This is a genomic window from Microbacterium sp. NPDC091676 (genome assembly GCF_044756645.1).
GTDB lineage: Bacteria > Actinomycetota > Actinomycetes > Actinomycetales > Microbacteriaceae > Microbacterium > Microbacterium paraoxydans_D.
This window is the reverse complement of the sequence record NZ_JBIVTI010000001.1, coordinates 1145394-1158757: the sequence shown is the minus strand read 5'-3', so window position 1 is coordinate 1158757 and position 13364 is coordinate 1145394. Positions and strand designations below refer to the sequence as shown.

General features: G+C 68.9%; 16 protein-coding genes. 9 read left to right on the top strand and 7 right to left on the bottom strand.

Annotation, left to right across the window (positions count from 1 at the left end):
• Window positions 1–36: 36 nt before the first annotated feature.
• The 3 genes from ACIQID_RS05760 (at window position 37) to ACIQID_RS05750 (ending at window position 2647) form a co-directional block, all read left to right on the top strand.
• On the top strand, window positions 37–1083 hold the full coding sequence (locus ACIQID_RS05760; protein ID WP_400285675.1) for a 4-hydroxy-3-methylbut-2-enyl diphosphate reductase: 1047 nt from the start codon (window positions 37–39) through the stop codon (window positions 1081–1083).
• A 2-nt stretch (window positions 1084–1085) separates the two neighbouring features.
• Entirely contained in the window at window positions 1086–1877 is a 792-nt protein-coding gene (locus ACIQID_RS05755; RefSeq protein ID WP_312673267.1) for an IclR family transcriptional regulator, read from the top strand.
• A 233-nt stretch (window positions 1878–2110) separates the two neighbouring features.
• The gene (locus ACIQID_RS05750; protein WP_331202509.1) at window positions 2111–2647 is read left to right on the top strand and encodes a DUF6264 family protein; all 537 of its coding nucleotides are present in this window, start codon (window positions 2111–2113) and stop codon (window positions 2645–2647) included.
• Between the two features lie 64 nt (window positions 2648–2711).
• Here the strand turns inward: ACIQID_RS05750 and fbaA are convergent, their stop codons facing one another.
• Entirely contained in the window at window positions 2712–3740 is a 1029-nt protein-coding gene (gene fbaA, locus ACIQID_RS05745; RefSeq protein ID WP_312673265.1) for a class II fructose-bisphosphate aldolase, read from the bottom strand.
• 187 nt (window positions 3741–3927) lie between these two features.
• Here fbaA and glpX point away from each other — a divergent pair, with 187 nt between their 5' ends.
• Both glpX and ACIQID_RS05735 read left to right on the top strand, forming a co-directional pair.
• Window positions 3928–4914, top strand: coding sequence for a class II fructose-bisphosphatase (gene glpX, locus ACIQID_RS05740; protein WP_400282793.1), 987 nt, complete (start codon window positions 3928–3930; stop codon window positions 4912–4914).
• Between the two features lie 171 nt (window positions 4915–5085).
• A complete protein-coding gene (locus ACIQID_RS05735) occupies window positions 5086–5373 on the top strand; it encodes a hypothetical protein (protein ID WP_312673263.1) in 288 nt (95 codons plus the stop codon).
• Window positions 5374–5409: 36 nt separating this feature from the next.
• Here the strand turns inward: ACIQID_RS05735 and ACIQID_RS05730 are convergent, their stop codons facing one another.
• Together ACIQID_RS05730 and ACIQID_RS05725 are read right to left on the bottom strand one after the other, a co-directional pair.
• Window positions 5410–6678 carry a DNA recombination protein RmuC gene (locus ACIQID_RS05730; RefSeq protein ID WP_400282789.1) on the bottom strand — a complete coding sequence of 423 codons (1269 nt, stop codon included), beginning with the start codon at window positions 6676–6678 and terminating at the stop codon, window positions 5410–5412.
• A 51-nt stretch (window positions 6679–6729) separates the two neighbouring features.
• Window positions 6730–7323, bottom strand: a complete 594-nt coding sequence (locus tag ACIQID_RS05725; RefSeq protein WP_136050907.1) for an exonuclease domain-containing protein — start codon at window positions 7321–7323, stop codon at window positions 6730–6732.
• A gap of 59 nt (window positions 7324–7382) precedes the next feature.
• Between ACIQID_RS05725 and ACIQID_RS05720 the strand changes: the two genes are divergently transcribed.
• Entirely contained in the window at window positions 7383–8123 is a 741-nt protein-coding gene (locus ACIQID_RS05720) for a class I SAM-dependent methyltransferase (protein ID WP_400282786.1), read from the top strand.
• A gap of 114 nt (window positions 8124–8237) precedes the next feature.
• Complete coding sequence (ychF, locus tag ACIQID_RS05715; RefSeq protein ID WP_062766410.1) at window positions 8238–9311, top strand: redox-regulated ATPase YchF; 1074 nt, start codon at window positions 8238–8240, stop codon at window positions 9309–9311.
• A gap of 63 nt (window positions 9312–9374) precedes the next feature.
• Here the strand turns inward: ychF and ACIQID_RS05710 are convergent, their stop codons facing one another.
• On the bottom strand, window positions 9375–10502 hold the full coding sequence (locus ACIQID_RS05710; RefSeq protein ID WP_400282782.1) for a DUF5677 domain-containing protein: 1128 nt from the start codon (window positions 10500–10502) through the stop codon (window positions 9375–9377).
• A 172-nt stretch (window positions 10503–10674) separates the two neighbouring features.
• On the opposite strand from ACIQID_RS05710, the gene ACIQID_RS05705 reads away from it, so the two are divergent.
• Window positions 10675–11118, top strand: coding sequence for a hypothetical protein (locus tag ACIQID_RS05705; RefSeq protein ID WP_400282779.1), 444 nt, complete (start codon window positions 10675–10677; stop codon window positions 11116–11118).
• A gap of 36 nt (window positions 11119–11154) precedes the next feature.
• Here ACIQID_RS05705 and ACIQID_RS05700 read toward each other — a convergent pair whose 3' ends face one another.
• Entirely contained in the window at window positions 11155–12060 is a 906-nt protein-coding gene (locus ACIQID_RS05700; RefSeq protein WP_400282776.1) for an LEM-3-like GIY-YIG domain-containing protein, read from the bottom strand.
• A 130-nt stretch (window positions 12061–12190) separates the two neighbouring features.
• Here ACIQID_RS05700 and ACIQID_RS05695 point away from each other — a divergent pair, with 130 nt between their 5' ends.
• Window positions 12191–12532 carry a hypothetical protein gene (locus ACIQID_RS05695; RefSeq protein WP_400282773.1) on the top strand — a complete coding sequence of 114 codons (342 nt, stop codon included), beginning with the start codon at window positions 12191–12193 and terminating at the stop codon, window positions 12530–12532.
• A gap of 32 nt (window positions 12533–12564) precedes the next feature.
• On the opposite strand, the gene ACIQID_RS05690 is transcribed toward ACIQID_RS05695, so the two are convergent.
• Both ACIQID_RS05690 and ACIQID_RS05685 read right to left on the bottom strand, forming a co-directional pair.
• Complete coding sequence (locus tag ACIQID_RS05690) at window positions 12565–13056, bottom strand: BLUF domain-containing protein (RefSeq protein ID WP_400282770.1); 492 nt, start codon at window positions 13054–13056, stop codon at window positions 12565–12567.
• On the bottom strand, window positions 13056–13313 hold the full coding sequence (locus ACIQID_RS05685) for a hypothetical protein (RefSeq protein WP_060923504.1): 258 nt from the start codon (window positions 13311–13313) through the stop codon (window positions 13056–13058). Before ACIQID_RS05685 ends, ACIQID_RS05690 begins: the two co-directional genes overlap by 1 nt.
• Window positions 13314–13364: the final 51 nt, after the last annotated feature.

Genomic DNA, 13364 nt, shown 5'->3' with positions numbered 1-13364 from the left:
GTGACTTCGACTGCCGTTCATCTTCCCGCTCCTCGCATCCCACGAGTGCGCGCCGCGGCCGGGCGGCTTCAGGATAACCCGGTGCCCGGACACAAGCGCGTCCTGCTCGCTGCCCCCCGCGGATACTGTGCAGGGGTGGACCGCGCGGTGGTCGCCGTGGAGAAGGCGCTCGAGCGCTACGGCGCCCCCGTCTACGTCCGCAAGCAGATCGTGCACAACATCCACGTCGTGTCGGAGCTCGAGGCCAAGGGCGCGATCTTCGTGGAGGAGGTCGACGAGGTGCCGGAGGGCGCGCACGTCGTCTTCAGCGCGCACGGCGTCTCCCCGGCTGTCGTGAACGCCGCATCGGACCGCGGTCTGCACGCGATCGACGCCACCTGCCCGCTCGTCACGAAGGTGCACCGCGAGGCCGTGCGCTTCGCGCGCGACGACTTCGAGATCCTGCTCATCGGTCACGACGGCCACGAGGAGGTCGAGGGCACCGCGGGAGAGGCGCCGGACCACGTCACGGTCGTGAACTCCCCGGAGGAGGCCGACACCGTGCAGGTGAAGGACCCGTCGAAGGTGGTGTGGCTGTCGCAGACGACGCTCTCCGTGGACGAGACGATGGAGACGGTGAACCGGCTCCGCACCCGGTTCCCCGAACTGCACAACCCGCCGTCCGACGACATCTGCTACGCCACGCAGAACCGGCAGGTCGCCATCAAGAAGGTCGCCCAGGGCGCTGATCTCGTGATCGTCGTGGGGTCGGCCAACTCCTCCAACAGCGTGCGGCTCGTCGAGGTCGCCCTCGAGTACGGAGCCAAGGCCGCCTACCGCGTGGACTACGCCGAGGAGATCCGCCAGGAGTGGCTCGACGGCGTGGAGACGGTGGGCGTCACCAGCGGCGCTTCCGTCCCCGAGGTGCTCGTGCGCGAGGTGCTCGACGCGATCGGCGATGCCGGGTATCGCGATGTGGAAGAGGTCAAGACGGCGGAGGAGGACCTCATGTTCTCCCTGCCGAAGGAGCTCCGTCAGGACGCCACGGGCCAGCGCGACGCGCGCGCCCTCGGCGGCCGCGCCTCCGCAGGAGGGGGTGCGTAGCGGTGAACGCCGCGGAGGCGGAGCCGACCCTCATCGGGTCCGTGCAACGCGCGCTCCGCCTGGTCGACATCGTCGCCAACTCGCCGCGTCCGCTTCCGGCCAAGATGCTCTCGTCGATCACGGGGCTGACGCCGGGCACCACCTACAACCTCGTCCGCACGCTCGTGCATGAGGGGTACCTCCGCACCGAACCCGACGGCCTCGTGCTCGGAGACCGGTTCCCGTCCTTCCAGCAGCAGATCGGCTCGCGCGGCGTGTTCCTGGCGCGGGTGCGCGCCGCGCTGCGGGACGTGACCGAGGAGGTCGGCGCCACGGCCTACCTGTCGCGGTACGCGGATGGGGAGATCCACCTCGTCGACATCGTGGACGCCGTGCGGAACCCCCGCATCGAGTTGTGGGTCGGCCTGCATGCCAGCGCGCACGCGACGGCCCTCGGGAAGCAGATCCTCGCGGCGCTCTCCGAGGAGGATCGCCTGGACTATCTCTCTCGGCACCGGCTCGAGGAGCTCACCTCGCGCACGATCCGCGATCGGACGACGCTCCTCACCCAGCTCGAGCAGACGCCCGGATGGGCGATCGATCGGGAGGAGTATGCGATCGGCGCCACCTGCGTCGCGGTCCCGGTCATCGCGCCGGGCGTGACCGCATCGCTGGCCGTCTCCCTCCCGGCCGACCAGGCCGTGGTCAACAGGCGGCTCGTCTCGAACCTGCAACGCGCCGCCCGTCGGCTGTCGCTGCAGCTCGGCGCCGATGCGCTCGACACCGACGGGCCGGACGCCGAGTTCACCATCTGAATTCGCGACCCTGGTGCCCGCCGCGTCGGTTACCTATGATCGAAGGCGTAGTGGCCGACAACGCCCTACTGATCGCCTACGGCGTCCCCAGCGCCGGCGACCGAACGGGATGAGGAGCGTCCCCAGCGCTCTCCGTCCGCGGCCCCGAGAAGTCCCCACTTCTCCGGGGCCGCTATCGGTTGGGGCCTCCGTTCCTGAACGACCGACGGAGCACCGGCCGATACCATGGCGGGATGACCGACCAGCGCCCCCGCTACGGGGAACTCGCCACACCGGAGGAGCAGCGGAGAGCCGCGGGGCTGCCGCCCGTGGTGGAGGTGGTCAGCCCGTCCGCACCTGCGCCGGCTCCGCCGGCCGCGGTGCCCGCGGCCGTGGCCTCGGGCGCAGCGCGACCGCATCCGGTGGACCGCTTCGCGACGATCGCGCTTCTCGCCTACGGCCTCGTGAACGTCGTCGTCACCGGCCTGTCCTACCTCGACATCGTCCCGGTGATGAACCAGACCATGGGCATGCTGGGGATCGAGGGGGAGTTCACGAACTACGCCGCGGGTCGCACGTGGGGGACGATCGCGGCCGTCGTGCTGGCCGTCGGCTGGTGCGTCACGGCAGCCCTGTCGATCCGTCGCCTGCGGCGCGGTCGTGTCACCTGGTGGCTCCCGCTCGTGGGAGCCGTGGTCACTCTGGGGATCGCCGCCTTCTGCCTCGTGGTGCCGATGATGGGCGACCCGGCCTTCATCGCGTATCTCGACCAGGCGACCGGGGTGCGCTGACCCCGAGCACGCAGACGAAAGGGGCCCGGCATGACGCCGGGCCCCTTTCCTGTGTCTACGGGTGTCAGCTCTTCGACTGGCCGTACGAGCCGAGCTGGCGGGTCGACTCGACCACGCGGGCGGCCATGGCCGACTCGGCGATCTTGCCCCAGGCGCGCGGGTCGTACTGCTTCTTGTTGCCGACCTCCCCGTCCACCTTCAGCACGCCGTCGTAGTTCTTGAACATGTAGTCGGCGATGGCACGCGTGTAGGCGTACTGGGTGTCGGTGTCGATGTTCATCTTGATGACGCCGTTGGCGACCGCGAGGGCGATCTCCTCGTCGGTCGAGCCCGAGCCGCCGTGGAAGACGAGGTCGAGCGGCTTGGGGCCGGTGTTGTACTTCGCGGCGACCTCGGCCTGGATCTCGCCGAGCAGCTCCGGACGCAGCTTCACGCCGCCCGGCTTGTACACGCCGTGGACGTTGCCGAAGGTGAGGGCGGCGATGTAACGGCCCTGCTCGCCGAGGCCCAGCGCCTGCACGGCCTGGTCCACGTCGGCGAACGTCGTGTAGAGCGCCTCGTTCGAGCCCTCGTGCTGCACGCCGTCCTCCTCGCCGCCGACGACGCCGATCTCGACCTCGAGGATGGCGTTGATCGCCTTCATGCGGGGGAGCAGCTCCTTGGCGATCTCGATGTTCTCCGCGAGCGGCACGGCCGAGCCGTCCCACATGTGGGACTGGAAGATCGGGTTGCGGCCGGCCTTGACCTCTTCCTCCGACGCGGCGATGAGCGGCTCGACGAAGCCCGCGAGAGCGTCCTTCGGGCAGTGGTCGGTGTGCAGGGCGACGGTGACCGGGTAGTTCTTGGCGACCTCGGTGGCGTAGCGGGCGAAGGCGAGGGCGCCGGTCGCGCGGGCCTTGACGGTGTGACCGGCGAAGTAGTCGGCGCCGCCGGTGGTGACCTGGATGATGCCGTCGGAGCCGGCCTCGGTCAGGCCCTGGAGGACGGCGTTGATCGTCTGCGAGCTCGAGACGTTGAACGCGGGGTACGCGAAGCCGCCTGCCTTCGCGCGGTCGAGCATGTCGGCGTACTGATCCGGGGTGGCGACGGGCATGAGAACTCCTGCGGTAGGTGAAGCCGGGACAGCTGCCACTCTATCGGGGCGGGTGTCCGGCTCCGGCAGGAGGAGTCGCGCGTCGGCGGGGGCCGTCCTTCGGTGGTGTTAAGAACTGCGATTTCTTCCTCGCTCAGAGGCGGAAAACGGGGCGATCGATCCGGTGCTCGCGGATAGGCTGGGGATCATGGTGAGTCTGACTGCCGACCTGAGCCCGCTGCGTCCCGACCGTAACCTCGCGATGGAGTTGGTGCGCGCGACCGAGGCGGCGGCGATCCGAGCCGTTCCGTTCATCGGTCGCGGTGCGAAGGAAGCTGCCGACGGTGCCGCCGTCGACGCCATGCGGGCGTTCCTCGGGACGGTCGACTTCCAGGGCCGCGTGGTGATCGGCGAGGGCGAGAAGGACAACGCCCCGATGCTGTTCAACGGCGAGGTCGTCGGGACCGGGCGCGGGCCGCTCTGCGACATCGCGGTCGACCCGATCGACGGCACGTCGCTGACCGCGGCCGGCCGGCAGAACGCGCTCTCGGTGATCGCCGTGTCCGACCGCGACACGATGCTCGACGCCTCCAGCGTCTTCTACATGGACAAGCTCGTCACGGGGCCCGCGGGTGTCGGCGTCGTCGACATCCGCCTGCCGATCGGCGAGAACATCCGCAAGCTCGCCGGCGCGCTGGACAAGCCGGTGGACGAGATCGTGGTGTCGGTACTCAACCGGCCGCGGCACGAGCAGCTCATCCAGGAGATCCGGGACGCCGGTGCCGGAACCCGTCTCATGAGCGACGGCGATGTCGCCGGTGGCATCAACGCCGCCCGCCACGACGCGCGCACCGACATGTGCGTGGGCGTCGGGGGCAGCCCGGAGGGCATCGTCACCGCGTGCGCGATCAAGGCCCTCGGCGGCCACGTCCAGGGGCGGCTCTGGCCGCGTGATGACGACGAGCGCCAGCGCGGTATCGATGCGGGCCTCGACATGGACAAGGTCTACGAGGCGGACGACCTCGTGCGGGGGAACAACACGATCTTCGTCGCGACAGGTGTCACGGACGGCCAGCTCGTGGCCGGCGTCCGACGCGAGCGGGGCTACGTGTACACCGAGAGCGTGGTCCTGCGCGGAGCCTCCGGCACGCTGCGCCGCATCGCGTCCGAGCACCTCGTCTCGAAGTGGCTGTGAGGCCCGTTCCGCAGCGATGATCGCGACGCGCGCTCCGGGCATCGTTACCGACCCGGTATCGCCTCCTGCACGGGTCGGCCCCGGTTCGGCGAGCCGCCGTGTCACAATTGTCACTGGGTTTGTCGCCGTCGACGGAGCCGCCAGGCACCGCAGGCACAGGAGGGCGAACGCATGACAACGCAGCACACGACCGGCTCGAAGAGCGCCGCGCCGACGAAGATCATCACCACGAACACCGGACGCATCCTCCGGGTGAGTGCCGATGCCGAAGCGGCCGCCGTGGCCCCGCCGGCACCCGTCGCTCAGCCGGCCGTCGATCCGGCTCGCCGCGCCGACGTGCTGTTCCGCGTCCGTCGCGCCGAGGGGCACGAGGTCAGCGCCTGGTGGATGATCGGCGCGTTCCTCGCGACGAGCGGCCTCGTCATCGTGCTGCTCAGCGGCGTGCCGGGCATCGCCTGACACCTCTGCGGCCGGACGATCCGGTCGCTCCCGCCGTCACTGTCCCCGCTCGTGGAGCGCGGCGGCGTGGTCCAGACGCGCGCGGACGTCGCCGACATCGGCTCGCATCGTGTCGGCGCCGCCTTCGGCCTCGGTCGCGGCCAGGAGTTCGGGCGCGGTGAAGCGCCGTCCGTCCGCGGTGATCGGCGACGCCGGTGCCAGGGCCTCCGCATCGACGCCGGGGAACTGCCGGGCGGTGACGAGCACCCGTGACTCCAGGGACCCGGCGAAGCGGTTGTAGCTGTCCACCGTGCGCTCGATCGCCCGCCGCAGGTCGTCGGCGTGACCGGCGAGGGTGCCGAGGCGTTCGTAGAGCTGCGTGCCGAGCGCCAGCAGCGTCCGGGCCTCGGTGGACACCTCCTGCTGGGTCCACGTGTAGGCGACCGTCTTGAGGACCGCCCAGAGGTTGACCGGAGAGGCGAGGGCCACGCGACGGCTGAAAGCGTAGTCGAGCAGCGTCGGGTCCTCGTCGATGGCGGCCGCCAGCAGCGACTCGCTCGGCAGGAAGCAGATGACGAACTCGGGGCTCGCGTCGAGGCCCGACCAGTAGGCCTTCTTGGCGAGGGCGTCGACGTGGGCGCGGACGGCGCGGACGTGCTTCTGCATGTGGGCCCGTCGCTGGGGTTCGTGGGCGTCGCCGAGGGGGAGGGCGGAGGCCTCGAGGTAGGCATCGAGGGGCACCTTCGCGTCGACGGCGATGGACGTGCCGCCCGGAAGGCGGACGACCATGTCCGGGCGTCCCTGGCCGCGGTCGGAGGTGATCGTCGCCTGGAGGTCGAAGTCGACGTGTCTGGTCAGCCCCGCCGCCTCGACGACGCGCCGGAGCTGGGTCTCGCCCCAGACGCCGCGCGTGGACGTGGAGCGCAGCGCACCCGCGAGCGACTCGGTCGTCGCGCGGAGCGCTTCATCGGACTCCTGGGCACGCCGGAGCTGCTCGGCGAGTGTGCCGAACTGCGCCTGACGCTCGCTCTCGATCGCGGCGACCTTGGACTGCATCTGCTGGAGACTCTCGCGGACCGGTGCCAGAGCCTGCAGGACGGCGTTCTGCTGCTGGACACGCTGAGCCTCCGCGCGCTGCTCGGTGCGGGCGTGCTCGACCGCGTCCCGATAGAGGTCGTACTGGCGGTCGCGGTCGTCGCGCGCGGCGGCGAGTTCGGCCTGAGCCCGCGCCAGGTCGGCGGCGCTGCGTCCGGCTCGGAGGAACCAGCCCAGAGCGACGCCCGCGGCGAGGGCCACGAGCAGGAGAACGATCGACACGGCATCCATGGCTCCATGATGCCGGGGGCGTCCGACATCGCCGGGAGGACGCGAGGTGCGTCAGGCGACGGCGCGCTCCAGCGCCGGTGCGGCGGGCTCCGTCACGCGGAGGCCGAGGGCGTCGGCGAGTCCGAAGACATCCGCGGCCCCGGCGCGCGCGGCCGCGTCCACGATGATCTGGGCGCAGGCAAGGGCATCCGCCAGTGCGTCGTGGTGCGAGAACTCCGCGTATCCGGCCGCCGCGGCGGCGAGGGGCAGGCGGTAGGAGTCGAGCTGATAGGTCTTCCGTGCCACCTGGAGGCTGCACAGCGACCGGTACGGCGGGCAGATCTGTCCCGTGACCTCCGTCGCCCGACGCAGGACGTTCAGGTCGAAGCCGGCGTTGTGGGCCACGAGCACGTCGGCGCCCGCGAAGCCGCACAGGCGGTCGAACTGATCGACCCACGTCGCCGCCGACAGCACGTGCTCGGGGCGGATGCCGTGGATGCGGACGTTCCACTCCTGGAACTCGTCGTGGCCGGGCGGGGGCTGGATCAGCCAGTTCGCGGTGGCGACGACCTCCCCGTCCCGAACCCGCACGAGTCCCACGGAACACGCGGAGGCCGGGCTGGAGTTCGCGGTCTCGAAGTCGATCGCAGTGAAATCCAGTGGCACGTCCTCACTCTCTCCCGGGCCTCCGACGTCGCTGTGCAGGCTCGCCGTATGCTGGCCACATGGCGGACGAACTCGCGAGATCCTTCGGTGCGGCGGCCGGAAGCTACGAGGCCGGACGGCCCGAGTACCCCTTCGAGGCCGTCGCCTGGATGCTCGAACCGATGGCGGACGGTGCGCGGCGGGTCGCCGATGTCGGCGCCGGGACCGGCAAGCTCACGCGGGCCCTCGTCGCGGCTGCGGACGCCGAGGTGGTGGCGATCGATCCGGACCCCGCGATGCTCGCGGCCCTTCGCGACGCCGTTCCCGGGGTGCCCACGTTCGTCGGCACCGCCGAGGAGCTGCCGCTTCTGGACGCGAGCGTGGATGCCGTCGTGCTGGGTCAGGCGTGGCACTGGGTCGAGCCGGTCGCCGCGTCGGCGGAGATCGGTCGCGCGGTGCGGCCCGGCGGTGTGCTCGGGCTCATCTGGAACCTCCGCGACGAGCGCGTCGACTGGGTGCGCCGGCTCACCGGCATCATGCACGGCAGCAACGCCGAGATCATGCTCGCTGCGGGCGACCCCGTGGTGGCCGAGCCCTTCGGCGCTCTGGCGCAGGAGCGCTGGGAGTGGTCGCGCCCCATGACGCGGGAGCTCCTGCACCGTATGGCCGCGTCCCGCAGCGCCGTGATCACCGCCGACGAGGCCGAGAAGGCGCGGATCCGCCGCGAGATGGACGCCCTGTTCGACGAGCTCGGCCTGCACGGGGACGACGCGATCGAGGTGCCGTACGTCACCAGGGCGTTCCGCGCGGTCCGCCGCTGAACAGGCCTTCGCGCCGCATCAGGCGCTTTTCGCGCTCTGCCGCCTGATCCCGCGTGGGTGCCTGCCCTCGCGCGGGTGAGGCGGGGGAGAGCGGCGCAGGTAGACTCATACCCCGTGGCTCTCACTATCGGAATCGTCGGCCTGCCCAACGTCGGCAAGTCCACCCTCTTCAACGCTCTCACCAAGAACGACGTGCTCGCGGCGAACTACCCGTTCGCGACGATCGAGCCGAACGTCGGCGTGGTGAACCTGCCCGACCCGCGGCTGCAGAAGCTCGCGGAGATCTTCGGGAGCGAGCGCATCCTGCCCGCCGCCGTGTCGTTCGTCGACATCGCCGGCATCGTGCGCGGGGCGAGCGAGGGGGAGGGGCTGGGCAACCAGTTCCTCGCGAACATCCGCGAGGCCGACGCGATCGCCCAGGTGGTGCGCGGCTTCTCGGACGACGACGTCGTGCACGTGGACGGTGCCGTGAACCCGGCGTCGGACATGGAGACCATCAACGCCGAGCTCATGCTCGCCGACCTGCAGACCGTCGAGAAGGCCATCACGCGGTACGAGAAGGAGGTCCGCGGCAAGAAGATCGACCCGTCGGTCCTCGAAGCCGCGAAGGCAGCCAAGGACGCCCTCGAACGCGGCATCCTCCTCTCCACGAGCGGCCTCGACCTCGAGCCGATCCGTGAGCTCGGGCTCCTGACCGTCAAGCCCGTCATCTTCGTCTTCAACGTCGACGAGTCCGTGCTGACCGACGATGCCCGCAAGGCGGAGCTCGCCGCCCTCGTCGCGCCGGCGCAGGCGATCTTCCTCGACGCGAAGATCGAGTCCGAGCTCAAGGACCTCGACCCCGAGGACGCCGCCGAGCTCCTCGCCTCGACGGGGCAGGACGAGTCGGGCCTCGACCAGCTCGCCCGCATCGGCTTCGACACGCTCGGCCTGCAGACCTACCTCACCGCCGGCCCCAAGGAGGCCCGCGCCTGGACCATTCCGAAGGGGTCGAAGGCCCCGCAGGCCGCCGGTGTCATCCACACGGACTTCGAGAAGGGCTTCATCAAGGCCGAGATCGTGTCGTTCGACGACCTCGTCGAGACCGGTTCCGTGCAGGAGGCCCGTGCCAAGGGCAAGGCGCGCCTGGAGGGCAAGGACTACGTCATGCAGGACGGCGACGTCGTGGAGTTCCGCTTCAACAACTAGAGGTCCGGACGACATGATCCGAGTGGCGCGCGGGCAACATAATCCGAGAGCGGACGCCTGAGATTAGTTCCCACGCAAGATGTTGCCGATGTCCAGCTCCGGCAACTTCGCCATCGACCGACGTGCCCATTCCGGGTCAACCATGGCTTGCGCGTAAGTGATCTGCAGTTGGGCTTCTTTCATTGTGTAATGAAGCAACTCCGTCCAGTAGACAATTTCCACGTGCCGCCTCGAGCTCCTGACGGCCCTGAGGAAGGCCGTGGCGCTCTGATTCAAGCTATCCATGCACTCGTACGCCGGCATGTGGAAGCCCACAGGCCTTGGGCCATGGAGGAAGACACCCGAGGAGTCCGCGACTGCTGACTTCACAGATCCACTGTGCGAGGCGTGGACGTGGTGACTGGCGTTCGAAAAGCGGGAGCTTGCATCGTCGTCTCCATACGCTCTGCTTATGTCTGCATAGGTCACGGGGCGGTCGTCGAAGGCAGGCGATGCCCAGCCGTATGGTTTGGACATTGAGACGCCATGTTGCCGGATGACGCGCTGATACTGCCTGTCTATTGTTTGAGAAGCCTCGTCAGAAAGGCCCCGAATATGACCGTCCTCCTTCCGGCGCCACATCTCCACATGGTGACTTGCCTCGAACCGTCGTGCAATCTCCGTGCTGCTTCGTTCGATGAACGTCGCGATCACTCCGAGCTCCACGACGGTCCGCATGCGGGCTTCAGCTCCGTCGGGAAATCCGCGTTCGAGCAGTGCGAAGGTTTCGTTAGTTGCAGTCATGGCCCGTTGGAGCAGTCCTGCCAAAACCTCTGCCTTCCGACGCGGGCGTCCCTGCTGGAGCCAGCGAGTGCCTGCGAGTGCCAGCACATGGCCGCAGATCGACAGGTAGGCCGCGACGAAGTCTATTGACTCGTCGAGAAGCCCAGCTGCCGAGTCGCTCACCAGGTCTGGGAAGGCGCGAGCCGCCGAGCCAAGCTCCGCGAGGTCATCTGGAAGGTGCCAGTCGAGATTCTCAAGAAAGTCACGGGCCTTCTCGCGTGGGTCAGCGTTCGGAGTTCGACGTCTGTAGGATGTGACACTCCCTGATACCCTCTGTGAGAGTTTTCTCAAGAGCTCTCTCTCGAGTTCGGCCAGATCCATTACCTGATCTGCGTTGGCTGACCGCCCGGCGCCTGGGGATGTGCTCATTCCTGAAGTATGCCGGTCTCACACGTGTGTGTTCGTGGTCGACGAGGCCCCCGCTCGGGGCCGCAACTTCGAAATTCGTGTTCTGCGAATCGAACAGGATTAGAGGACAAGAGGTTTGGCCACGACGCGACGTCGTGGAGTTCCGCTTCAACAACTAGGTATTGGGAGAGCCTTGATCGATCACGACCGAGCAACGCTGGCGATTTACAGCGAGTCGCGCACTGTCGCGGAGATCACGGCCTCGCTCCAGCTTGAACCCACCGAGGCGGCGAACGTCGGCGAACACACCCGGTCCGGCCGAGCCGGACGAGCGTACAAGCCCGAGTATCTGACCTATCAACGGACGACCTGGCTTCTTGACGTGACCGCACGTTCAACGGGCGGCGAGGAAGGCGTCAATGCTCTGCGACGGCTTGTTGGTCTCGCGCTGCCTGCCGCTGCCGCGCTGGAATCGCTGAGGGTCGACTGCGAGACCGTGATCTGGTGGTCAGGAGATTCGACCAACACCCAGGGCACGTTCGTCGTGCCTTCGAGCTTGATCAAAGACCTTGCCGCCATTGGATGTGAGGTCCGTGGGACCGTCTTTCTCGATGATCATGATGCAGGACGTGACTGAGCGGAGTTCCGCTTCAACAACTGACCGCGTCTCGGTTCACCGGCCGTAGGGCCAGTAGCGGAACGTCGACTGCTCGCCCCTCTTCTTCGGGGGCAGCCGGTGACCGTACTCGCCGACCACTTCATCGAACAGTGGGCCTTCGGTGACGATCTCGAACCGGAAACCGCTCCGGCGCTCTGGGCCCGCACCGATGTGCTTCCATGAACCCGGTTCGATTCTCAAGAGGGCGCGGGTCACGCCGCGATGCGCGGCGACGGCGAACTCGATTCCGCGCCTTTCCACCTCGCGCTCGGTGAACTTGAACCACTTCGACGCGGAGTGAGCGATCTCTGGAAGGTGCTTGAGGCGTTCGGCTCGTGTCAGCCACGCGTTCTTGTATCCGTAACCCGTCAGCTCGGAGCCGTCGACGGCGACTTCCGGGCTGTCGACCCAGCCGCCGAGGGAGACGATCAGGAGTGGTTCGTCCGTGGTGAGTGGTGGCGCAGCCTTCTCCTCGTAGAGATCCTCCAAGCGGATGATGCCGTGCCCGCTCGACGCCTCGCGCCGGGCGTTCGAGAGCTGTTGCGCGTGCCCTTCGGGAAGCCTCGAAGCGCCGGAGTGCTTCGGCAGAACAGGCATCGAGCGCAGGAGGTCGATGCATGCGGCTTCGACCGCTGTGTACTCCTTCTGAGAGCTCATCCCGTGACGGACGATCCAGATCTCGGGTTCGTGGCCGGCCTCACGTATCGCTCGGATCCTCCTGATCTTCTCGCTTGTCGCGTCAGGATCCAGGTCCGCGGCGAGCATCGCGTCCGTCCCGTGAGTGCTGTAGCGCTCTCCACGCCCTTTCCCGACGTAGAACGGAATGCCGGACTCCGGATCGACGAGCATGTAGACGTAGAGGCCCAGTTCGTCCGCGACTTGGCGGCGAACCTGTGGATTCATCTGAGTGTTCTCGGGCATGGGTGCTCCTTGCGGCCTGGGGTGCCGGGCGCCATGCTATCGCCAGGCGCGCGAGGCTCGTGAAGCTCGACGAGCCCAGCCGCCGGAGCGAGGTCTGGATCTCGCTCGGTTCGCCTGGGAGAGTGGTGAGGTGCACCAGGCAGAGACGAGTCAACCGCGCCTCGTGCGGAGAGCCCTGCCGGCGGTCGTCGTCCTGCTCGTGACGTGGCTGTTCCTCTGGCTCGCTCAGGGAGTGCCGACGGTGTGCGCACTCGCGTTCCCCTGCCCGACGGCGGACGTCCGCGTCGCTCCGGCCCTCCTCTTCGGCGGGCTGCTGCTCCTGCCGACGGCCGTCCTGCTGCTCACGTCCGGATCGCGCCACGGGTGGAGCGGGGTCCGCGCCGTGGCGTGGGTGCTCCTGGTCGGCATGGCCGTCGTGGGCCTTGGTGCGGTGCTCTTCTCCGGCGGCTTCAGCATCGGTGTCGGTCGCTGACGTGCGACGGCCCCGCTCCGTCCGCGGACTGGCTATACCCGCAGCGAGGCGCCCTCGCCGCTTGCGGCCGGAATCGGGGCCGCGGCACCGGAACGGGTGCGGAACCACAGAGTGAGCTCGAACAGGGCGCGCTCCATGGTGGAGGCGTCCGCGCCGTCGACGAGGTCGTCGAAGGAGTCGCGGAAGCCGGTGGGGGCGGCGGTGCCCCCCGTGCGGAACGATCGGTAGCCCATCGACCAGTCGGAGAAGAGCCGGGCGGTGATCGGCGTCTCCAGCAGGATGCGCATCGCGCGGTGACGCGGATCGTCGGCGATCGTGTCGACGAGTCGGCGCACGGCCTCGACCGGTCCTTCGAGGACCTGGAGGAAGCGTCCCTGGCGGAAGAGGAGGAGGCCCGTGATGTCACGCGCCGCGTTCGACCGGCGGCACTGCTCGAGGAGCTGCTCCAGAGCGGTCTCCCGGAACGGCTGCGCCGCCGTGCTGGTGTAGACGAGGCGGAGCAGCCCGTCGGCCCTGGCCGCCATCACCCCTGCACCAGCTCCGGGGTGCCGAGGGCGGCGTCGCCCTCCGAGGGGCCGGCGTGGGCGACGACCTCCGTGGTCGCGTCGCTCAACGTGGCGTGCAGACCGAGCGGCTGCGCGGACGCGGAGAACGCGGCGAAGCGGCCGTCGGGCTGACGGTCGACGTAGCCGAGGAAGTCTCCGCCGCGGCTTCCGACATGGAAGCCGTCCTCGACGCACGCCCAGAGGACATCCGATGCGGGGTGGGGGGAATCAGGCACGGCTCCACCCTACGGCGGGCGGCCGACATCGCCACGGCCCTTGCGCTGACC